The sequence below is a fragment of the Prochlorococcus sp. MIT2308 genome (assembly GCF_059772345.1).
In genome coordinates this window covers 232,840-254,548 of sequence record NZ_CM186283.1, presented here as the reverse complement: position 1 = coordinate 254,548, position 21,709 = coordinate 232,840, and the positions used below count along the sequence as shown (strand labels likewise).

Annotated in this window: 27 protein-coding genes and 1 tRNA gene; 12 read left to right on the top strand and 16 right to left on the bottom strand. The window is 32.1% G+C overall.

The window, feature by feature from the left end; all coding sequences use genetic code 11:
* Positions 1-44 precede the first annotated feature (44 nt).
* The 3 genes from carA to AC6EIW_RS01330 all read right to left on the bottom strand — a co-directional run bounded on the left by carA (position 45) and on the right by AC6EIW_RS01330 (position 2,678).
* Positions 45-1,187, bottom strand: a complete 1,143-nt coding sequence (carA, locus tag AC6EIW_RS01340) for a glutamine-hydrolyzing carbamoyl-phosphate synthase small subunit (protein WP_498520840.1) — start codon at positions 1,185-1,187, stop codon at positions 45-47.
* A gap of 29 nt (positions 1,188-1,216) precedes the next feature.
* Positions 1,217-2,254 (bottom strand): anthranilate phosphoribosyltransferase, encoded by a 1,038-nt coding sequence (trpD, locus tag AC6EIW_RS01335; RefSeq protein ID WP_498520839.1) that lies wholly within the window; start codon positions 2,252-2,254, stop codon positions 1,217-1,219.
* Positions 2,255-2,366: 112 nt separating this feature from the next.
* Positions 2,367-2,678, bottom strand: a complete 312-nt coding sequence (locus tag AC6EIW_RS01330; protein ID WP_498520838.1) for a DUF3288 family protein — start codon at positions 2,676-2,678, stop codon at positions 2,367-2,369.
* 74 nt (positions 2,679-2,752) lie between these two features.
* Between AC6EIW_RS01330 and AC6EIW_RS01325 the strand changes: the two genes are divergently transcribed.
* The 6 genes from AC6EIW_RS01325 (at position 2,753) to AC6EIW_RS01300 (ending at position 6,236) form a co-directional block, all read left to right on the top strand.
* Positions 2,753-4,504, top strand: coding sequence for an ABC transporter ATP-binding protein (locus AC6EIW_RS01325; RefSeq protein ID WP_498520837.1), 1,752 nt, complete (start codon positions 2,753-2,755; stop codon positions 4,502-4,504).
* Between the two features lie 86 nt (positions 4,505-4,590).
* Complete coding sequence (locus AC6EIW_RS01320; RefSeq protein ID WP_110860620.1) at positions 4,591-4,836, top strand: hypothetical protein; 246 nt, start codon at positions 4,591-4,593, stop codon at positions 4,834-4,836.
* A gap of 4 nt (positions 4,837-4,840) precedes the next feature.
* A complete protein-coding gene (gene msrA, locus AC6EIW_RS01315) occupies positions 4,841-5,590 on the top strand; it encodes a peptide-methionine (S)-S-oxide reductase MsrA (RefSeq protein WP_498520836.1) in 750 nt (249 codons plus the stop codon).
* Positions 5,590-5,754, top strand: coding sequence for a hypothetical protein (locus AC6EIW_RS01310; RefSeq protein ID WP_498520835.1), 165 nt, complete (start codon positions 5,590-5,592; stop codon positions 5,752-5,754). Before msrA ends, AC6EIW_RS01310 begins: the two co-directional genes overlap by 1 nt.
* A gap of 40 nt (positions 5,755-5,794) precedes the next feature.
* The gene (locus AC6EIW_RS01305; protein WP_498520834.1) at positions 5,795-6,148 is read left to right on the top strand and encodes a hypothetical protein; all 354 of its coding nucleotides are present in this window, start codon (positions 5,795-5,797) and stop codon (positions 6,146-6,148) included.
* A 14-nt stretch (positions 6,149-6,162) separates the two neighbouring features.
* Positions 6,163-6,236, top strand: a tRNA-Pro gene (locus AC6EIW_RS01300).
* A 237-nt stretch (positions 6,237-6,473) separates the two neighbouring features.
* On the opposite strand, the gene AC6EIW_RS01295 is transcribed toward AC6EIW_RS01300, so the two are convergent.
* On the bottom strand, positions 6,474-7,313 hold the full coding sequence (locus AC6EIW_RS01295) for an undecaprenyl-diphosphate phosphatase (RefSeq protein WP_498520833.1): 840 nt from the start codon (positions 7,311-7,313) through the stop codon (positions 6,474-6,476).
* A 78-nt stretch (positions 7,314-7,391) separates the two neighbouring features.
* On the opposite strand from AC6EIW_RS01295, the gene AC6EIW_RS01290 reads away from it, so the two are divergent.
* Complete coding sequence (locus tag AC6EIW_RS01290) at positions 7,392-7,673, top strand: hypothetical protein (RefSeq protein WP_498462633.1); 282 nt, start codon at positions 7,392-7,394, stop codon at positions 7,671-7,673.
* Positions 7,674-7,712: 39 nt separating this feature from the next.
* On the opposite strand, the gene AC6EIW_RS01285 is transcribed toward AC6EIW_RS01290, so the two are convergent.
* From AC6EIW_RS01285 to AC6EIW_RS01265, 5 genes are all read right to left on the bottom strand, one after another.
* Complete coding sequence (locus AC6EIW_RS01285; protein WP_498462632.1) at positions 7,713-7,847, bottom strand: DUF8629 family protein; 135 nt, start codon at positions 7,845-7,847, stop codon at positions 7,713-7,715.
* A 99-nt stretch (positions 7,848-7,946) separates the two neighbouring features.
* On the bottom strand, positions 7,947-8,324 hold the full coding sequence (locus AC6EIW_RS01280) for a GIY-YIG nuclease family protein (RefSeq protein ID WP_498520832.1): 378 nt from the start codon (positions 8,322-8,324) through the stop codon (positions 7,947-7,949).
* 138 nt (positions 8,325-8,462) lie between these two features.
* Positions 8,463-9,473 carry a nucleoside/nucleotide kinase family protein gene (locus AC6EIW_RS01275; RefSeq protein WP_498520831.1) on the bottom strand — a complete coding sequence of 337 codons (1,011 nt, stop codon included), beginning with the start codon at positions 9,471-9,473 and terminating at the stop codon, positions 8,463-8,465.
* Entirely contained in the window at positions 9,470-10,270 is an 801-nt protein-coding gene (gene yedP / locus AC6EIW_RS01270) for a mannosyl-3-phosphoglycerate phosphatase-related protein YedP (protein ID WP_498520830.1), read from the bottom strand. The genes AC6EIW_RS01275 and yedP overlap by 4 nt, the downstream gene beginning before the upstream one ends.
* 4 nt (positions 10,271-10,274) lie before the next feature.
* Positions 10,275-12,026: a sugar phosphorylase gene (locus tag AC6EIW_RS01265; protein ID WP_498520829.1), complete on the bottom strand. Its 1,752-nt coding sequence runs from the start codon at positions 12,024-12,026 to the stop codon at positions 10,275-10,277.
* 71 nt (positions 12,027-12,097) lie between these two features.
* Between AC6EIW_RS01265 and AC6EIW_RS01260 the strand changes: the two genes are divergently transcribed.
* On the top strand, positions 12,098-13,285 hold the full coding sequence (locus tag AC6EIW_RS01260; protein ID WP_498520828.1) for a glycosyl transferase: 1,188 nt from the start codon (positions 12,098-12,100) through the stop codon (positions 13,283-13,285).
* Positions 13,286-13,307: 22 nt separating this feature from the next.
* On the opposite strand, the gene AC6EIW_RS01255 is transcribed toward AC6EIW_RS01260, so the two are convergent.
* Together AC6EIW_RS01255 and AC6EIW_RS01250 are read right to left on the bottom strand one after the other, a co-directional pair.
* The gene (locus AC6EIW_RS01255; RefSeq protein ID WP_498520827.1) at positions 13,308-14,081 is read right to left on the bottom strand and encodes a sulfite exporter TauE/SafE family protein; all 774 of its coding nucleotides are present in this window, start codon (positions 14,079-14,081) and stop codon (positions 13,308-13,310) included.
* 51 nt (positions 14,082-14,132) lie between these two features.
* A complete protein-coding gene (locus AC6EIW_RS01250) occupies positions 14,133-14,342 on the bottom strand; it encodes a DUF8647 family protein (protein WP_498520826.1) in 210 nt (69 codons plus the stop codon).
* 457 nt (positions 14,343-14,799) lie between these two features.
* Here AC6EIW_RS01250 and AC6EIW_RS01245 point away from each other — a divergent pair, with 457 nt between their 5' ends.
* Positions 14,800-15,198 carry a DUF2862 domain-containing protein gene (locus AC6EIW_RS01245; protein WP_498520825.1) on the top strand — a complete coding sequence of 133 codons (399 nt, stop codon included), beginning with the start codon at positions 14,800-14,802 and terminating at the stop codon, positions 15,196-15,198.
* Between the two features lie 4 nt (positions 15,199-15,202).
* Here AC6EIW_RS01245 and AC6EIW_RS01240 read toward each other — a convergent pair whose 3' ends face one another.
* Positions 15,203-15,490, bottom strand: coding sequence for a hypothetical protein (locus AC6EIW_RS01240; RefSeq protein ID WP_498520824.1), 288 nt, complete (start codon positions 15,488-15,490; stop codon positions 15,203-15,205).
* Between the two features lie 136 nt (positions 15,491-15,626).
* Here AC6EIW_RS01240 and AC6EIW_RS01235 point away from each other — a divergent pair, with 136 nt between their 5' ends.
* The gene (locus AC6EIW_RS01235) at positions 15,627-15,791 is read left to right on the top strand and encodes a hypothetical protein (RefSeq protein WP_498520823.1); all 165 of its coding nucleotides are present in this window, start codon (positions 15,627-15,629) and stop codon (positions 15,789-15,791) included.
* A 695-nt stretch (positions 15,792-16,486) separates the two neighbouring features.
* Here the strand turns inward: AC6EIW_RS01235 and AC6EIW_RS01230 are convergent.
* Entirely contained in the window at positions 16,487-16,993 is a 507-nt protein-coding gene (locus AC6EIW_RS01230) for a josephin (RefSeq protein WP_498520822.1), read from the bottom strand.
* 148 nt (positions 16,994-17,141) lie between these two features.
* Between AC6EIW_RS01230 and AC6EIW_RS01225 the strand changes: the two genes are divergently transcribed.
* Positions 17,142-18,455, top strand: a complete 1,314-nt coding sequence (locus AC6EIW_RS01225) for an NRAMP family divalent metal transporter (protein ID WP_498520821.1) — start codon at positions 17,142-17,144, stop codon at positions 18,453-18,455.
* A gap of 51 nt (positions 18,456-18,506) precedes the next feature.
* On the opposite strand, the gene AC6EIW_RS01220 is transcribed toward AC6EIW_RS01225, so the two are convergent.
* From AC6EIW_RS01220 to AC6EIW_RS01210, 3 genes are read right to left on the bottom strand one after another with little or no spacing between them, the layout of a single operon-like run.
* Entirely contained in the window at positions 18,507-19,295 is a 789-nt protein-coding gene (locus AC6EIW_RS01220) for an ABC transporter permease (RefSeq protein ID WP_498520820.1), read from the bottom strand.
* A gap of 1 nt (position 19,296) precedes the next feature.
* Positions 19,297-20,094: an ABC transporter permease gene (locus AC6EIW_RS01215; protein WP_498520819.1), complete on the bottom strand. Its 798-nt coding sequence runs from the start codon at positions 20,092-20,094 to the stop codon at positions 19,297-19,299.
* Positions 20,091-21,089 carry an ABC transporter ATP-binding protein gene (locus AC6EIW_RS01210; RefSeq protein ID WP_498520818.1) on the bottom strand — a complete coding sequence of 333 codons (999 nt, stop codon included), beginning with the start codon at positions 21,087-21,089 and terminating at the stop codon, positions 20,091-20,093. Before AC6EIW_RS01210 ends, AC6EIW_RS01215 begins: the two co-directional genes overlap by 4 nt.
* 95 nt (positions 21,090-21,184) lie before the next feature.
* Here AC6EIW_RS01210 and AC6EIW_RS01205 point away from each other — a divergent pair, with 95 nt between their 5' ends.
* Complete coding sequence (locus tag AC6EIW_RS01205; protein ID WP_498520817.1) at positions 21,185-21,577, top strand: DUF8680 family protein; 393 nt, start codon at positions 21,185-21,187, stop codon at positions 21,575-21,577.
* The last annotated feature ends 132 nt before the right edge of the window (positions 21,578-21,709 follow it).

The window sequence follows — 21,709 nt, the reverse complement described above, 5'->3', positions numbered from 1 at the left end:
TTCTTGATGGAAGTGTAGTGATAGAAACCAAATTAATCCACGATTCATCGTCGTTCTTCTATTAAGGTTACGAAATGATTAAAATGGTAATCAGCGTCATGAGGGCCAGGGCTTGCCTCAGGGTGATATTGAATACCAAAGAAAGGCCTATCTATTACTGAAATAGCGGCGACTGTTTGGTCATTTAAATTGAATCGGGTAATTTTTACTTTTTCGGAATTTAAAGATTCAGAATTAAGAGCGAAGCCATGATTTTGACTTGTAATTTCAACTTTTCCATTCAATCCACACGGGTGATTCAGTCCTCTGTGTCCATAAGAAAGTTTAAAAGTTTTCCCACCAAGAGCCAATCCTAGAATTTGATGGCCTAAGCAGATTCCAAAAACAGGAAGTTTTTCGTATTCAATTAAATTCTTAGCAAGTTCAATACCACAAACAACTGAGGATGGATCACCAGGGCCATTGGAAAGGAAAACACCCTCAGGAGACAAAGATAAAACGTCGGAAATTGAAGAATTTGATGGCAATACAGTCACTTCACAACCGTGAGCTACTAATCGATCCAAAATCGATTGCTTTATTCCAAAATCTATAGCTACAACATTATATGGTTTGTTTTTTATATTTTTAATCCTCTTATCGAATGAAACAAGACAAGATGAATTAACTTTATAAGTGTTCTTAGTTGTTACTTTATCTACAAGATTTAAACCACTCATAGAGGGTGATTTTTTTAAAATTGAAAACAATTCAGCAATCGAAAGGTTGGACTCTGATGAAATGATTCCATTCAAAGAACCAGACTCTCTGAGATGCCTTACTAATGCTCTTGTATCTACACCATGAATTCCAATAACATTTTCGTCATTCAACCATTTCTCAAACAAATTTTTTTGCCTCCAGTTACTAGAAGTAGTTGATATTTGTCTAGTAATAACACCTTTGACAGAAGGATGTGCTGATTCATTATCCTCAGAATTAACTCCTGTATTGCCGATCTCTGGGTACGTAAATGTAATTAGTTGTCCGTAATAGCTCGGATCAGTAATAACCTCTTGATATCCTGTCATACCAGTATTGAATACCACTTCGCCAGAAATAGTTCCTACTGCACCAAAAGATATTCCTTCAAAATAGGTACCATCCTCTAGTAATAATATTGCAGAGCAATCAGTATCAATAAACATAATTAATAGAGTTTATGAGGTTAAAAGAATTAGGTGACTAAAAAATCTTTTAACTTATTAAAGAGAAGCCATGATTTATCTGTGTTCAAACAATCTAAAGATCGTTTAACACCTAAAAGCAAATCATCTTCAGCTCCAGAGACCCATAAAACAAGAGCTGTATTTAATGCTACGACTTCTTTATGATATTTGTTTCCTTCTCCTTTAAGTAAAGAAATTAAAATTTTAGAATTAGTTTCCAAATCATCACCTTTTAAACATTCATTAGAAATTTCAGTAAGTTCAAGAGAACTAGGGTTAATAGTTTCAGATCTAATTATACCTTTATCTAAGAAACGAAATTGATTAGGCCCAGCTAGTGAAGCCTCATCAAGCCCACCAGCACCATGTACCACTACAGCTCGTTTGAGTCCCAGACCTTTCAAAGCTATAGATATTGGATCAAGCAAATCAGCTTTAGCTACTCCTAGTACTTGTGACTTAGGCCTAAACGGGTTAACTAATGGGCCCAACAGATTAAAAACGGTTCTAACTCCTAAGCTTTTCCTCAAAGGAGCAAGGTTTACCAATGAGGGATGCCAAGAAGGAGCAAAAAGAAATGTAATTCCAAAATTATTTAAAGCTTCAACGACTTTTTCCGAGGAGACATTTAGAGGTAATCCCAATTTTTCTAATACGTCAGCTGATCCAACTTTTCCACTTGCACTACGATTTCCGTGTTTTGCAATTTTCACTCCTAAAGCAGCTGAGACAAAAGCAACCGCTGTGGAAATATTGAATGTATTAGCCCCATCTCCGCCAGTTCCACACGTATCAACCAAATCGAAAGAAGGAAGCTCTGATGGGGTTATTGATGCATTTCTAAGGATTTTTGCCATTGCTGAAAGTTCATCACCAGAAGCCCCCTTTGCTCTAAATGCAGCTAATAATGCACCTGTTTGAACTGGTTCAATTTTATTTTCAAGCCAAGAATTCATTAAATAATTAGATTGCTCTTCATTTAAATCATTGGCTGAAAGAAGTGATTCAAGAATTACTGAAAAAGTTATAGGATTTAATGGGTTCATTTATTTGAAAAATGCCAGGGCGCTATTCAATCCAGGCAAAATATTTTTTATAACTTAATCATTAATATATCCATTATCGAAGTTATTTGAATAAAAAAATAATTTCCTAACATTAAGATTGGGAGGAATCTGAAGTATCAAAGCCAGATCCAACGTTATCAGGACTTGAGTGACTTGTAGGACGAAATCCTTCCGACCAGATTTTTCTTGTTATTTCCTCTAATTCATCTCGTTTAATACTCCATTTTTTTAATAATTTATCCATATCAGAATTAAGATCTTCGGCACCTATGAAATCTTGATAGCGAATTATTAGTCTTGCCAACTCAACATAGTTATTAGAAGTTGGGGAATCTATGGCACATAAACGATCAAGATTTTCTCGGTCTGTTGTATACAGCGGATGATTTTGAGCCTCGTTCATAAATTAGTTAAATTCAATTTTGCTCACGTCCATAGACTTATATTGCCTAGGCTACTGAGTATATCAATAAAATAATGGCTGCATTAAGACTAGATCTAGTAAAAAACTATTTGAGACCACATAGGAAGAGGTTAATACTAGGCGCTTTTTGTCTGATTTTTGTAAATATTTTAAGTGTTGTCATACCTATGGAAGTTAGAAATATTGTTGATGATCTAAAAGAAGGATTTACATTTTCATATGTTTTCAATAAGTCGACATGGTTAATACTCTTAGCGACAGTAATGGGAGGAGCAAGGTTATTATCACGGCAACTAGTATTTGGAGTTGGGAGACAAGTAGAAGTTTCTTTAAGACAAAAATTATTTGATCGCATGCTGGAACAAGATCCAGGATGGGTTCAAACCATTGGGACTGGAGAAGTAATAACAAGAGCCACCAGCGATCTAGAAAACATTCGAAGATTGCTTGGTTTTACGGTTCTTAGTCTTACAAACACTTTTTTGGCATACACTTTCACATTGCCAGCAATGTTGAGCATAGATCCGCTTTTAACCTTTTTTGCAATATCTGTGTATCCAGTTTTGCTTGGCACCGTAGGATTATTCGGTGGAAGAATGGTTAAACAAAGAAAGAAGCAACAAAAAGCTTTATCAGAATTAAGTGAATTAATCCAAGAAGATCTATCTGGGATTAGCGCCATTAAAATTTATGGTCAAGAAGAAGCTGAACAAAAAGAATTTAAGAAATTAAATACTAGATACAGAGATGCTGCAATTAATCTAGCTAGAACTGCAAGTACTTTATTTCCACTTCTTCAAGGTTTATCGTCAATCTCCTTGCTTTTACTGATTGCGATTGGGAGTGGTCGATTAAACAGCGGAAGTCTAACAGTAGGTGGGTTAGTAGCTTTAATTCTCTATGTAGAAAGACTAGTTTTCCCAACGGCCCTATTAGGTTTTACACTTAATACTTTTCAATTGGGGCAAGTAAGTTTAGAAAGAGTAGAAGAACTTTTAAAGCATGAACCAACAATTAAAGACAAAGATAATACGGTCAATTTATCTAAACCTATTTTAGGCAAATTAGAAGCTAGAAATCTATCAATAAAGTATGAAGATTCTCCTAGGAAAATACTTAATGAAATTTCTTTTAAAATAAATCCAGGAGAAATAGTTGCATTAGTAGGACCTGTAGGTTGCGGAAAAACCACATTGGCAAGAGCTTTAGGAAGAATGATAAATATTAAAGAAGGGACATTATTTTTGGATGACAATGATGTCACTGATTTAAAGCTAAAGCAGCTAAGAAGCAATATTGCTTTGGTGCCTCAAGAGGGATATCTTTTTACAGAAACACTCACAGATAATATTAGATATGGAAATCCAAATGCTTCAATATCGAGAGTCCAGGAATCAGCATATGAAGCACGAATGACAGAAGACATAAAAGGTTTTCCTGATGGTTTTAAAACTCTTGTCGGAGAAAGGGGGATAACTCTCAGCGGTGGGCAAAGACAACGAACAGCACTGAGTAGAGCATTACTGGTAAATTCAAAAATAATCGTTCTTGATGATGCCTTAGCAAGTGTCGACAACAAAACTGCCTCAGCAATACTTCAAACAATAAAAAACCAATACAATAAAACTGTCTTAATGATTAGTCATCAACTTTCAGCTGCTGCATCGTGTGATCGCATATTAGTAATGCAGGAAGGGAGAATTGTTCAGGAAGGTACTCATAAAGACTTAATTATTAAAGAGGGTCTGTATAAAAGCATGTGGGAAAGAGAAAAAGCTAAAGAGCAACTTCAGTCAGATGATTAATCATTACTTATTATATTTTTTTAATTAATCTAAATTAATTTAGATATAAGATATGAGAACTATTTCAAAGAAATAATTATTTAATCATGAGCGCGTTAACAAAATATAAACTTATTTGCGATCTTGCATTTGGTGATATTTATATACAAATCCTTGCATGGATGGGTGTGATTTTTGTAAGTCTAGCTGCAGGCCTTGCATTAATGGGCTCATCAAGACCTATTTTTGCTCTCCTGGGTGTTGGCTTAATCCTTGTATTAAGCCTTCCTTTCTTATTATTTGCATTTGTTACTACATTAATTAATCATATAAAAATAGAAACTATAAATTAAGATTATGATTAAAAAAATCGGTGAATATTTAAAATTAATAATTGGGAAGCTATATTCCAAAAGAAATATAGAAATACAAAATAAGAAAGTGCTTCATACAATATTAAAAGCTGATCTATACGCACAAGCAAAACAAAGTGAGGAAGAAATACTTTTTGGATGCGGCTGTTTTTGGGGGGCAGAGAAAGGTTTCTGGAGGCTGCCAGGTGTAGTAAATACTGCCGTTGGCTATGCTGGGGGAGTGAGGGAAAATCCGAACTATAGAGAAGTATGTTCTGGTCTAACAGGTCACACTGAAGTCGTGAGAGTTGTTTGGAATAATAATAAAATTGATCTAAGCGATCTACTAAAACTATTCTGGGAATGCCATGATCCAACACAAGGCAATCGTCAAGGTAATGATTGTGGAAGCCAATATAGATCTGCTATTTATACAACAAGCAAAGAACAACTAAATAAAGTAACAGAAAGCAAAAATAGTTATCAAAAAGAGTTAGAAAACAATGGATTTGGAGAAATCACTACAGAGATTCAGAATGGAATTAAGTTTTATTTTGCTGAGGATTATCATCAACAATATCTAGCAAAGCCTGGCAGCAGACCATATTGCTCAGCTATGCCAACCAAGGTAAAATTTAAAACCTTTACTGGGGCAAACTTTAAACTAAATGAAAAAGTTTGGACCAATTATAATTGGGATATAAGTCATTGTATTCTTAGAGGCGATAATACACCGATCGAATCAAATTTATAATGAATGATCAATTACCTGACAAAACGGTTTTGCTAATAATATTTGCAACGTTGTTGTTAGTATTTTTCTTAGTTTTTAGCTTCAAATCTCCAAAAATTGAACAAGAAAACACAATTCAATGGATGGATAGTTCACTAAATACTGAATTAGTTAATCCAAAATAAAGAAAATTATATTTAACCTTAATTATATTATCTTAGAAATATGAAAAATAATAAATTAGAAAAAAATTTAGAAAGAGCCAGGATAAATATATACAATATTCTTGCAATTTTAATTGTAATTATTCCAGAATATTTTGCAGAATTAATCTATTCAATCGAAGCATCGCAACATAAAGATATTTTGCCAAATGAGGGGGATGCCTGGGAAAACGATACTGAATTAATACTCTCAAAAATGAATATCTACGAGTTAAGATCAATGGCTAAAAGACTATCTATTCATGGATATTCTAATGAAAATAGGAATTCACTCATTAGACGAATAAATAGAAAGACTAAAAATAGAATTAAATGGAAATCATTAAAAAATGGAACTATCAGCAAGACCTTGTGATAATTTAAAAAAAACGGGACGTAGCGCAGCTTGGTAGCGCACCACTTTGGGGTAGTGGGGGTCGTGGGTTCAAATCCCGCCGTTCCGATAGACTAAAAAAATGTATTACTAATCAGTTTCGTTGACTAAAGATTGGATTAATTTAGTTGTACTAATCAAAACTGCCAAAAAAACAAATAGACTTAAAAAAATAATTAATGCAAAGAGATATGGTGGTATATCAATCTCCCCAAAAGAAACAATGAATAAATTAGTTAAAAACTTCATCATGAACAAATCAATATCATAAATCAATATTAAACCAACGAATATAGAAAATTTAAATTTATAAAGCTGATAATATAAAAACACCAAAAGCTAAACGATAATAGACAAAAATAAAAGTATTATTTTTAGCTAAGAACTTCAGAAGCAGGTCCATAGCAAATAATGAAGAAAAGAAGGATGAAATAATACCAAGAACTGTAGGTAGAAGATCTGTTGCAGATAATGTTCTAAATAAAGTAAAAAATTCAACTAGTCCGGAAATTGAAATAGCTGGGATCCCAACCAGAAAAGAAAGTCGAGCTGCAGTTTTTCTTTCAATTCCTGAAAATAAAGCTGAGGTCAAAGTAATACCAGATCTCGATACTCCAGGTATTACAGCAAGTGATTGAGCAAGGCCTAAAAACATAATATCTTTTAAATTAATATCATTAAGTTGCTTTGTTCTTTTACCATAAATTTCCGAAAGTGCTAAGAAAGATCCCATTAAAATAGATATAATAGCTATGGAAAATAAACCTCTTAAGTTCGAATCAGAAAAATAGGGCCAATATAATTTGATAAAAAAACCCAAAATACATATTGGAATGTTGGCTATAAAGATAAAAGTAGCAAGTCTAGTATTATCGTCCTTGAAAACTTTAAGCTGATTAAAATTCAAAAGAAAGGGAACAATAATTGAACTAATCTGATCTCGAAAATAATAAATAATAGCAACTGCACTTCCTAATTGAATGGAAGCTGAGAAAGAGACGCCAGGATCATTCCATCCAAAAAAATAAGGAACAACTTTTAAATGAGCTGTACTACTAATTGGAAGAAACTCAGTAAGACCTTGAATAATGCCTAAGAAAATTGATTTAAGGTAAATAAATAAATAAGGACTAATGTCTACGTGCATATTATGAAAATAAAAAGAGGAACTCGCTAATTCTCTTCTAATTTTCAATTAGTATAGATATAATTTCAAGAATAAATCATGGGTAAAAAATTTATATTCTCATTAATTCTTGTTCTAACATCATTGGCTGGATTACAAGGAAAGGCAAAAGCAGATTACTGGTTGGTAATAGGCAGCTATAGACAAGGTCCTGGAGGAAAACCACAAGTAAGTGGGATCACAAGTCCCTCATTATTTGCTATTCCTATTGGGTCCGAAAGGATGTGTATGGAAGCTGGAAAGAAAATCGAGAATGATATCTACAAACCTGTATGGCAATTTGACAGCAAATGGACATGCATCAAAAATTCAAGTAATTAAAGGAAATCGCAACAATGGCTATGAAGGTGGGTAAAATTATCATCTCTGTACATCATGAGCACATCCATCTCCTTCATAATCATCGCTATTGTAATAACCATTCTTAGTGCCAAAAAAAACTGCAGAGACAACGAAAGGTACTGCTACAAAAATTAAAAAATTAGATAAATTCAAATCAATCTAAACAATTTATTTAGGTTAATCTAACAAGAAAATCAATTTTTTTTACATTAAAAATCTTTATAAATAATAAATCTATTAAAAAAGTACCTATTAGCTAAACCTATTAAGTATTGGATCTACTGCAAACTCAATAATAATAAACGTTAGTGTCAACCAAGAAAGGATAAAGAATATAACTAAACTTGGACCTTTGAGAAAAGGTTGAAAATAATTATTAGATCCATCTCCATCAAGGAGAGACTTGCATTCTTTTACCTGTGAATTAGCAAGTCGATAGTAATCTGAACCAGGTAATCTGTTATCAACATATGTTTTCCTAAGATTTTTAATAATCGGTTCAGGTTTTTCGGTAATTAAGAAAGCGATCAATTCTCCAGGTCTTAAATCAATTCTAGTGCGTTCAAGGTTGTTAGTAAAACCAATATTGAATAAATCACCGTTTTGAATCAAATAGATATATGAAGCCATTTTATCGGCATGTGTAAGTTTATATTTAATGATAATAGTGTGTAAGTAGATTAAAAGATAAAAGTTTAACAAAAGATAAAAAGAGTAAACAAAATAATAAAAATCTAAGCAAACACTAATTAATATATATTAATAATATTAGAAATGATATTTAGTTGAATTTAATTTTTTAATGCGACGATTTTGATTGATTTCAACTGACGTATCTGAATTAATAAATGATAAAGATTGTTGTGGAATTGCGGTTTGAATCATACGTATAAAATTAGATAAATTATTACCTTTTAAACCTGATCCTTTTAATTTAATCATTTCATTTTCTTGATTAGATTTCCACAGGACTATATTATTAAATTCAGAAGATTTAAGATGCCATATTTTATGAAATTTTTTCCAGATTTCACTATATTCTAACAGTGATTCTTGAATCAACGCACGATAATCCTTTTCAGACTGGCTCAAGGACAGATTAAATTCATCTTGATCCAAATAATCAATTTTAAATAAATTTGAAACGGGAACACAACCAACAAACCATCCTTCTAAGATTAAAACTTTAGGTTGATAGTCACACCAACCTGATCTATCTCCTTTTCCGTCTCTTAAAGACTTATCAAAAGTAGGACTGCTTAAAACACCTGTTTCTAAAAAAGTGTCTAATGATTGATGCAATAAATCTAAAGAATGACTACCTGGAAAACCTCTAGGAACATTCCATGGATTACCCTCCATTGCAAAATCCATTTCTTGGGAAGGCAAATAAAAATCATCCAAAGATATAACTTTAATATCTAAAGAAAGCTCTCTAGCTACATTATCAATCCAAAATCCAAGAGTGGACTTTCCAGATCCAGGTAGCCCAGAAAAACCTATTATTACTGGTTTATTAATAGTATTTATATAATTTTCTAAAAGAGAAAAAAATGGAAATGATAAAGACCATTTCCAATCTGATTTTTGATTTGGTTTCCAATATTTATCAATATTGGATTGAACATTAACATCAGACCATTTTTGATAAAAGAGTGAAGGATTAATAGATAATCCTTCAAGAAATAAACCATAAGTATCAAGGGAAAAAAGAAAGTCTTTCGTTAAATCCTTAGGAAAAATATGATTTAGATCATAATTAATACCGTTTGCTTTCATAAAACCTTAAATTCATTAATGACATCCTCAACACTATTTGACCAGCCCTGTGCGTGAGGAGCATTCGCTAATCGAAAAGAACCGTTATCAATACCATTCTGTAAATACTTATTTGGTCCATCTTTACCAGGAATAACAATAGAGATATCAGCATATTCAAGCAAAGGGAGATCATTTTGCGAATCACCAAGTCCAATAATCTTTACATCATTGTTATGTAGATAAACTTTTAGTTTATTAACGGCCTGGCCTTTGTGACTTTCACTGGAAAGCAAATGACTCATCCTATTTCCTTTAAAAACATGAACGTTATGAGAATCACAAATAAGCTTTACTTTTTCAAAAATATCATCAGGAGGATTTAAGAAAGGAACACTCCAACGCCTATCAAGAGCTCTGGTAATACCTTGATCAGATAAACCAGTGAGTTCAAATATTTGATTTATACTTAAATCATTTAATGGGGTTAAGTGGTAGTTAACTTTCTTAGATATATTAAATAATATAATTTTTAATTCCTTGTAGCTTTTTCCTAATATCAATTCCCATTCTGATGTATTTTGTTCATAATATCCATAAATAGCCGCTCCATTTTCTACAATAAAAGGATCTGTCAATGCATTCTCTTTTCGAAAATATCTAACTTCAGAAGCAGTTTTACTTGTACAAGGTATTACAGGAATATTCAATTCAGCCAACATTTTCAATGTTTTTTTTGCTGGAGAAATATCGTAGTCTTCATCCATTAATGTCCCATCTAGATCTGTAACTATCCAATATTTAGAATTATTTTTCATAAGGCTAATCAGCTAATGTAAGCCAGGCTACTTGATAAGGATTAAGAGTGAAAGTATCAGTATTCAAATGAGAACCTGTAATATTATCTAGTAAACGCTTTTGAGGACTTAAATCTATTAAATTAAGTTCATTTAATGGAGAAATACTTAAAAATTCGCGAGACATATTACAGACAACATAAACACTTTCTTCAGCCAAACCTCTTTGAAGAATAATACAATTAGCTGTTTTTGTAGAGATACATTTCATACTCGACTCCGGATGAAAAGCTTTAAGCCTTGACCTGACTTTAACTATATGAGTGAGGTATGAAATATTTTTACTAGCTGGAGAATCAAAGTTTTTAAGTGTCACAAGTAATTTGTTTGCTTCAAATTTTTCTCTATTTAAATCTCTTCTTTGACCTGTTTTTCTAAAAGAATCAAGATCATTAGGGGAGGCTAAAACAGCTGGAAGATAAAAAGCTGGAACACCTTTTATAGATAAGGTAAAAAGCTGACTTAACAAAAAACGTTCAAATTGAAATACCGTATTATCAGGACCTTCGTTAGACATCGCACTCCACCAACTAATATTTAATTCATAAGGTTGATCTTGTCCATTAGACAGCCGGCGATGACTAACTAATCCTCCGCGTTTCTCTGATTCAACCAATAGATTATGAACTCTATTATCGTCCATAATTCCCTCTAATGCTCTCAATCCAATCCCATCATGTGAAGAAGTGAAGTTGAGTAGAGATGTATCCCTTGGCAACTCATTCCAATTAGATAACCAATTATTCAATAAATCAGTTTTACCAGTATAAATAGCTTCTAATAATAAAGGAGGCAACGTAAAATTATAAGCAAGGTTGGCTTCATTACCATCAACCAAATAAGAAAGATTTTCTTTTTCTGGAACATTAGTCTCTGTAATTAATACAGCAGAAGGTTTAATAATTTTCAAGCATTTATTTAAAAGCTTAACTATTGAATGTACTGGGTCTAAATGTAAACAAGTCGTATATGGCTCCTTCCAAACGAATGCAATTGCATCAAGTCGAATCCATTCAACCCCACTAGATATATATCTAACTAATAGTTTCAGAAACTCAAGAAAAACATGTGGATTTCTCCAATCAACATCAATTTGATCTGGTCCAAATGTTGTCCAAACCTTCCTAAAGCCTTTTCTAGTATTGACGTTAGTGAAGAGAGATGAATTTCTAGGCCTTATAACTTTCTCCCAAATATCAGTCTCAGAAGGGGCAACTATATACGACTTACCAGGATCCTCAGATTTTATAAATTGATGCACCCATGGATGAGAAGAAGAGACATGATTTAAAACAAGATCTGCCATTATTTTGTGCTTATTTGATAAATTCTTTAAATCATTCCAATTACCAAAAGCATCTTCAATTTTTTCATGATTTGAGACAGCAAATCCTCCATCACTTGTAGAAGGAAGAAAAGGTAAAACATGTATGACTGACGAAAGACCACTTAATCTATTTTTTACGAATTCAGTTAATGTTTTTAAAGTTGATTCATCTTTCCTATAAATTGAATCTGGGTAAGTAATCAAAACTACACTTGAAGAATCCCAAATTGATTTGATCTCTAATTCTTTAATCTCCTGATTAACACGAAATGGAGCGAGTATCTGCAACAATTGTGACCACACTGAATTGATTTCTTGTTCAGAGTGGTCAGGATAAATTTCTCTGAGAGACAATCTCAGCTCAGCTAATTCACTATCCAACTCAGACACTCTTTAAAGGAAAACAATCTTCTCTACCTCATCGTAGCTCTCACCTTGAATCTGTAAAACTTTTATCTTGAATGGACTTTCAGCAGGGTTTAATCACAACTATTCATGAGTACGGATTAGCAAAAGATCCAGTAACTCAACTAAATAAAGACCTCTTAAAACGACCAACATCAATACTTATTCCATGCCTATTTGAAGAGTTCAGTAGGCCAGCCTTAAAACTTATAAGATCTACGTTAAAAGAGTTAAAAAATTTAAATCAGCTTGTCGTTGCACTATCTGCTAGTAATCGCGACGAGGTCGAGAACGCAAGAGATTTCTTTAAAGAAATGCCATATCCAGTTCACGTCCAATGGACAAATAGTCCATTGGTTATTGAATTACTAAAAGACCAAGAAAAGAATGGACTAGATCTATTAGGTGTTCCAGGAAAAGGATGGGCAGTATGGCAAGGAGTTGGTGTTGCCACGAAAAGTTCAGAAGTCGTAGCACTTTTCGATGCTGATATCAGAACATTCAACTCTAATTATCCAGCAAGGATGTTGGGTCCTTTACTAGAAAAATCTAATGGGATTTCATATGTAAAAGCTTTTTACAGCCGCCTATCTCTTGAGACAAATGCACTTCAAGGGAGAGCCACGAGATTATTTGTAGGTCCACTTCTATCAAGTTTGGAGCAATTGATGGGGAATGCTCCATTCCTTCAATATTTACAATCATTTAGATATCCACTGGCTGGAGAGTTTGCTTTTACTACAGACTTAGCAATGAATTTAAGAATTCCTTGTGATTGGGGGTTAGAGATAGGCCTTCTATCAGAGGTTTATAAAAACGTAAGGATATCAAGAATCGCACAAGTTGATCTGGGTATTTTCGACCACAAACATAAAGAAATAGGTTCAAAGGCTAACGAGGGTCTACAAAAAATGTCTACGGAAATTCTTTCCAGCGTTTTAAGAGGATTGATGGAACATGAAGCAAGAACACTTACAAGTTCTCAATTAGCAAACTTGGAGGTTTTATATCGAAGAGCAGGTGAAGATAGAGTTAAACAATTTAGTTTAGATTCATCAGTAAACCAATTGCCTTACAGTCGACATAAAGAAGAAATAGCAGTTCATACTTTTGGAAAACTATTAAGACCGGCAATAAATAAATTCCTTGAATCACCTGTTAAGCAGCAATTACCTTGCTGGGCAAGAGTTTTAGACTGTGAAAGTAAATTACAAGATGATTTAGGAAAGGCTGGGTGCGCATAAAAAACCATTATCAAATAAATACTCATAAAAAAGCTTTAATTAGTAATGAAATTCCTACAGAAAAAGAAACTAATTCAAAAATAACTTTAATAAATTTGGACCCTTTAATTATTGAAAAATAAGCACCAAAATAGCCACCTAGAAGTGAACCTAGGATCAAGACAGGTATATAGCTCCAAATAATATTTCCCCTTAATCCTAAAGAAAGTGCACCAATGCCATTCCAAAAAATTCCAACAAAAATCAAGGTATAAGCAACCGCCACTGAAAAAGTTAAATCAAATACTGTTATCATCCAAATCGTTACAAAAAGTCCAGTACCAGAAGATAGATAGCCATTGAAAAAACCAATAGTAAAAAGGCCTAATGAGCCAATTATTATTCTTAACTTATTAATTTGAATTTTTTTATTTGAACTTCCCAGTTTTTTCTGCTTTATTGAGTAAAAGCTAAGAAACAAAGTCAAAAAACCTAATAAGGTAGTAGAAAAATTATTGGGTAAAATAGAGGAAGTATATGCCCCTAATAAAACGCCAGGTAACCCAGAAATTAATATTAAAAAAGCATATTTTATTTGTAAGTCATTTTTCTTTAAGTGTGGGACCGAAGCCCCGATACCAAGAGCAACACTAGCCACTTTATGAGTTGCCAAAGCTTTTGAGAAAGGTAGACCAAAAAATATGAGCGCTGGAAGTTGTATTAAGCCTGCTCCACCACCAGATAAAGCAGAAATGAAATTAGATAAAAATGATATAAATCCCAAAAAGATTTGAGAAATAACATCATTATTTAACATATAAATCTAAATTATATATTTTATACAAAAAATTAGTTCTGGTGAAATAATCTAAATATTGTTAATCATTTCTCTTCTAATAAGGTCAATACAATTTGGGTGTTCATGAATATACCTATTAAATTCCATCGCAAGTAATCTTGCCTCGTATGCATCACATGCATAAAAGCAATTCTCAAGACGCTGATTATCACAGTTTCTATAATGAACTGTATAGGGCCTTAAGCTTGAAAGTGGGATTTTAAATTGAGTTTGATCCATTTTCAATTTATATTCCTATTTCAGTTATGCATCCTTTAGAAAAATTTTTCTACAGATGTCTTGTAACCAATATAAATTAAAATTTATTTAGAATTTGTATTCAAATTTAAATTTTGTTTTATAAAAGATTAAATAAATTAGTAAATTGATTCACATGATAAAATTATCTGAAATAGATCTAGGATCAACCCTATTATCAACTTTTATATTAATTGGATTTATAGCTACGGCTTTTGTGTTTATAAGACTAACGATAATTGGAATTAACTATATTAAAATTAATTATTCAAAAGAAGAAGGAGAGGAAAGCGTGAAAAAGGTAGACAAAAACAAGATCAAAGGTTTTTAAAGAGAAAAAAATAGGCTTTCCAACACATTAAAGAATGATTAGTAGATGGATAATTAATTCATTGATACGAAAAATATGTTAATTTAGTCAAATCTAAAGTTAATCATAATGGAAGTAAATCCACTAATACCAATTGGAGCAAAGATAAAAGTAGATAAGTCGAAAATAGAAAATCTATTACCAAATAAATTATTGGATGACTTACCGCAAATGATAAATGGAGAAATTGTGGATTATAAAATGACAGATGGGATGGGTATTGGCTATGTATTAATGACTGAAGATAATCTAAAAATTTGGATTTTCAACACGGAATTAAATGAACAAACAAGAAAAGAATATAGCTTGAAAGAGACTAAGAAATTCAATAATACCGAAAATAGAGATCTAATACTAGGAAAATATAAAGTGACTTATATGATAAATGGTAATAGAAATATTAAAACGATAGCAAATCCAATAAATCTAATTAATTGGTTAATATTTACGATGAAAGATATTTTTTAAACTACTAATCAACTTGCCTTTTCATAATAAGAAATAACATATTACCAATTTTAATTGTTTCTGAAAGTTCCCATCTATCCAGACCCTTTTTATTTAGAAATTTACTTAGTTGAATAGCAGGATGCTCGGAACCTTCATTTTCCTGGTACTGTTCTGGAAATTGATCTTTAAGAAAGTCTGGACTCAGTGAGCCTTTAAGTTTTTCGCTCGCCACCTCAGGATTGCTTGCTTCTTTGTGATTGACTGATGTATCATCGACGTTTAGGTGTACCACATGATATTCCCACTTCATAAATATAATTTAAGATAATATTTATTATACATAATTCAACTATAAGCGAATTTGATATATTCAGATTTCAAAAAAGTTAAAATTCAGGATTTGAATCAAAAAAATATTAATATGGATAAAATCAATTAAAATCATAGTGGAAGGATTTGACCCAGCGATAAATTATGGTCCGAATGATGCTGGCATATCAGCAATAACAATAATTCTAGGTATTGTTTGCCTAATTGCTATTTCATGGTTGTTTGGGAAAATATACGCACAAATTGCCAAAATATTCGAAAGCGATAATAAAAATAATTAGTAGATAATATTAAATTCAAAATATTTATATCTACAAAATAAACAAATTTAAAAAAGAAAACTTATTTAATAACTTAATAAGGATGTGAATTATTGCAAACTAAAATAACAAAACAATATTATATGTAGTATTTTAAGACTTATCTATTAATCCCTAATTATGTTGGCTTCCTTGATGGTTCATGAATGGGCAACACCATTAAATCTATCAGCTCCAATAGCTGGAATAATAACTATAGGTGGCTTTATGGGCTATTACAGTTTATCTAGGAAGTTTTAGAAGTAATCAATTTAGAGTAAATAATAAATAAATGATAAAGTTAAAGTTGATATTTTTTGATTAATACATATATTCAATATAAATTCGTTTCAAAAATAAAAAATTTGATGGTTTTATGGATTTCCCCAGGATTATGTCTTGCGTTGCACTAAGTCATTCAATAGGACTTCTCTTATTAGACAAGCCTAAAAATTATTCTCAGATAGTTGATGATATTTAAAATACAGGACATACACTTGAGTAAATAAAGCATATAAAGGGTTAAGAAGCTCATGTATGGATAAGCAAAAAACAACACACATTGTGGAATAGCTTTAAATACATCAAAATTAATGAATGGATAATATTTCCTTGGGAAAATATAATTGCGGATGACAAAGATAGAGAGATATATTACCAATCTAGATATTAAAATTTTACCACATTAATTCATTATTTCTATCTTTTTTATATGAGGAATTACAAGGTTTGAAATTGAGTAATTCTTCTAATTTCATAGCAAAGTCAAAAGTATCTCCTTTTAATCCTATGTTAATATAATTATTTTTTGTTTTAATTTTTTTTCTAAAGTTCAATATACCAATATATTTTTTCCATATAATTTGATTATTATAATTATATGCCCATAGATCAAAGATATCTTCAATGAGGTTAAGGGGAATCTCAGAAGAATAAGCTGTATTTGAACTATCTAATTTAAATCGTTCTAATTGGGAATAGAAAGAGAGAATATCTAAGGTTGTATTAATTGCTTCCTTAACTTCAACTGCTCCTTCAAGACCAAATAACTCCTTTCTATAACACTCAAGTAATTTAGTCCCAAGAGAATTGTAAATATCATCCTCCTCAGTAAAGTTAACGAGCCAAAATCCCTTGCCTTCACTTACACCTGAAGCTAAATATAGATTTACTGATTTAGTCATTATAAAAAGTCTAGAGAAGCTAGACAACAAATAGAATTTAGAAAAAGCTATTTTAATAAAAAGATATCCTCCTACAAAATAATAATCTTTATGTACTTAAATTGAAAAAATTATTTTTTTTGCAAAAATAAAATAACTTCTAAAAAATATGGAAAAAGTAGTTCCAAGTAATTCCAATGGTTATAGAAAAAGTCTTGGCCCTGGAATCCTTTTAGCTGCAGCATGCATAGGCGGGTCTCATCTGATGTCATCGACTACAGCGGGAGCTAAATTTGGATTTTCGCTAATTGGACTAATCTTATTAACAAATTTAGTCAAATATCCATTTTTACTTGTCGGTACAAGATTTACAGCTGTTACTGGACTATCGCTTTTAGAGGGCTTTCAAAAACGTAATAAATTTTATTTGCCATTATATTTAATAGTTGGATTAATTACTGGTACATTTACTATTTCCGCAGTTAGTTTTGTTACCGGTCTTCTATTAAAAAATATAGTAATTTTTTCATCCTTTCCTGCTTTAGATTTAGCTATAGGTATTTTAATAGTATGTTCATTAATATTATTTATAGGTCAATATAAAGCCCTTGATAGGATTTCCAAGATTCTTGTATTTATGCTTACATTATTAACATTTTTTGCTGTTATATCCTTACTAATAAAAGGACCTGCAGGAGATATCAATCTTTCAATATTAAATAGCAATCCCTCTCCATGGACCCTCTCTAACTTGGGATTTTTAATTCCCTTGATGGGTTGGATGCCTGGACCAGTAGAACTTTGTATATGGCCTTCACTATGGATGTTTTCTAGAGCTAAAGAGACTGAACATACCGCTACTTTGAAAGAAGCAGAATTTGATTTCAATCTTGGATATTTCATCACAGTAATAACTGCTATTTTCTTTCTAACTCTTGGTGCCTACACAATGTACGGCACTGGCGATGAGATGCTGACAGGTTCAGGTGTTAGTTTTGCTCAGAATTTAATACGTTTATACACAGAATCCATTGGTGGATGGGCAAAGTGGATAATTGTTCCTGCAGCCTTTGCAGCCATGTTTAGTACTACGCTTACATGCCTAGACGCATATCCAAGAAGCATTTCATCAGCTCATGGGTTGATAACTCGCTCAGACAAGGGGAATGGCACTACTTTGACAGAAAAGAAACGTCTAAAAAAATGGATCATATTTCATGTGTTTGCATCACTTTGTGCTCTTTTGATTGCCAAATCTGGCGGGATTGGAGTTAAAGACTATGTATTTGGGGCTATGACCGGTAGTTTTCTATCAGCTCCTCTCTTTGCCTGGATGGCTATGGATACAATGAATAGTCCATTAGTAAAAAATCAATTTCGTTATGGCCATGTTCTAAAAACAATCTGTTGGTTTGGAATTTCATTCCTCACAATCTTTAGTTTATTATTCGTAATCAATACATTCTTTGGTATTGGACAATAAATCAATCATTAAATTATGAATACAATTAAAAATAAAATATATTTACTTTAATTAACTTGAAGCAGAAGTATAGTGTTTAAGAGCAAATTTCCAGAATAATCTACTAAGAATAAAAAACAAACTACTTAATAATAAACCAAATAATATTATATTTAATTTCAGATCTCCTAAAATTGCTTCAGCTGGGAAAGTGGTTAAAAAGGCTACAGGTAAAACCAACGTAAATATAAATCTCAAAATAACTGGGTAAGCTGAAATGGGATATCTACCTGCAGCCAACAAAGCTCTAAGTACTTCTGTTGCATTCCATGTCTTAACAAACCAGATACTAGATGCAGCAATTAGGAACCAGACTGAATAAAGAATAACAAAACCAATGAATAAGGAAATAATGAATACATATAGGGAGTAAATTGAAAAAGAGGAGCCAGTTTGAATAGACGCCCAAAAAACAATAGAAAGTCCCAAAATGATTTCAGGTAACCCTGCAAAAGAAAATTTTTTAACTGATAACCAAAATTGACTATCAATAGGTTTTAGTAAAACATAATCTAAAGTACCCTCTCTAACATAATTAACTATTTCGGTTAAATTTGGTCGTAAAAGAGCATTTGTTAAACCATCTAAAAAGGTATAAACACCTTGAATAACTAAAGCCGATTCCCAAGTCCAATCTCCTAATTGTCTTCCTCCAGTAAAGAAAAGAGATAATATAAACACACTTCCCAAGAGTGTACCCAACATAGCTAGCAACTCAATTAAAAAATTTAATTGATATTCAAGTTGAGATGCAAAAGCTGTAGACCAAAATAATCTAATTGTTTTAAAATAACGATACATGTTATGCTCCCATAGCTGTATATCTTTTTACACCAAGTTTCCAAAGAATATTAACTGAAGGAATGAGAATTGAGATCCAAAAAATTTGAGCTAAAAAACCATTAAAGATATCAACTGGCATGCCTGATAAAATCTTTGCTGGGAAATTAATTAGATAAGGAAATGGCGTTAGCATTGCAACTTTTAGAACATTAGAAGGAAAAGCTGATAAGGGTACTAATAAACCAGAGAGAAAAAGATAAGGAACAAATATTAATCTCTCTAGAGAACTAGATTTTTCAGTCCAAAAACAAAGAGCAGCAACTAAACTTTGAAGAAGAAATGCGATAGAAAAAGCCAAATGAGTTGATAAGTATGCAAGAAAAACTTTAGATAATGAAGGAATCCAAAAAGATGAAGGATTTAGTATGAAAAAAGTTATGGCGATAGCTATTGCGAAAGGAAGTCTTGTTGCCTGCTCTGCTAAGTGAGCCGCTACATATCTCAAAAGAGGATGCAGAGGCTGAAGCAAATACGGTGATAATCGACCGGAGAGTGAGTCTTCTTCAAAAGAAAAAACAACCCATACGACAGAAAACTGCCTAACCAGAAAAGCACTCAAAAAATATCTTGCCAAGCTAATATCATTTAAACCAAAAGTATTACCAACATCATTTTGACTCCAAAGGGAAAACATTATAAAAGGAAGCACCCCCGAAAGAGCCCACAAAGCAATTTCGATGCGATATTCCAACATGTATGCATATTGTGTTGTAAGTAAAGTCTTAATAACCTTGAAAGACAATCCAAATATTCTCAATTGACTTCTCCTTTTTTAAATAATTCTCCGATCAATTGATCAATAGGAGGGTCACTAATCTCTAAATCTATAATATCAAAATCAGTTAAAAGATTACTTACCATTTCTGTTAATTTATCCCTTGAAACTAACAAAGATATAAAACGATCATTCAAATATTGAATCTCACCATATTTAACAAATTGATCTCTTATACATGGATTTTTCAATTCAACTTTTACCTCTCTTGAGGGTGATAATGAATTAGCAAGCGAATCAAGATCGCCATCGTAAAAAAGCTTCCCTTTGTGAATACAAATTACTCTTGGACATAACGCTGTAATATCAGCCATGTAGTGACTAGTCAGTAAAATTGTCGCGCCAGTTCTTTTATTGTATTCGGATAAAAAGCTACGAACTCTTGCTTGAGCATTAACGTCTAGTCCCAGGGTAGGTTCATCTAGAAAAAGAACAGATGGCTTATGTAGTAAGGCAACAAGTATTTCAGCTTTCATTCTTTGTCCTAAAGATAACTTTCTTACAGGTCTTGTAAGCTCTTCTCCAAGTTCGAGCATATCGGCCAATTCATTTATTCTTTCTTTTGCTTCGTAGTCAGACAAACCATACACAGCAGCATTTACATACAAAGAGTCCATTGGAGGAAGGTCCCAAATCAACTGTTGCTTTTGACCCATCACCAAAGTTATCTCATTCAAAAAAGCCGTTTGCCTTCGTTGAGGAGAAAAACCACAGACATCAACCAATCCTCTCGAGGGATGAATAAGACCACACATCATTTTTAATAATGTGGTTTTACCTGCTCCATTGGCTCCAAGAAATCCAACTATTTCTCCTCGAGTGATTTTGAAACTAATATCAGTAACAGCAGGAACATCATTAGTCTTTCGATCAAAAAAATGCTTAAGAGTGCCTTTAAACCCCGGCTGTTTGTTTGCAACTCGATAATATTTACTCAGCTGATCTACAAGGATCAAGTTACTTGGATTCTTAGGCAATTAAATGTCAAATGCTTCAACATTAAGATAAAACATTTTTGCGTTGATAGCAGATAAAATCAAATCATTGAAAAATTGATAGGTTTTAAAACTAAATGGAAGAACAAAAATATTTAATAGCGATTGCTCTTGCAGAACAAAATAATAAAAGGTTAATGCCTATTGGAGGAAAAACTTTTACTGGAGTAGATTCTGAAAATCAACCTCCAACAAAAGAAGCTGAAAAGATACTACTTGATTTATTGCTTAGGTTATTTAAAAGAACTAATGAAGGTAATTTAAAAATCTCAAATGATGAAACAGGATTATTATTAGCAGAAATTAGTTTTGAAAGTATGCAAAATAACCTCCCCTTAATCAAATCAGATTGGATTAACGAAGGGAATACAGATACTTTAATAGACAAATTAAAATCAATATCCTCAAACCTTTGGAGAATTAAATACAAAAAACATGAAGGGATAATATTTGATGACTTAATAAATTAAGAAATTATCCAGAGATTTTTGATTGAGCTTTTTCAGCCTTACGAATAATCTTCCTGGCTTCATCACGAGACAAGCAAGACTCGGCTTTAGTTTGCAACTTTATTAGTTTTGCGTGCTGCTTTCCCAAATTCA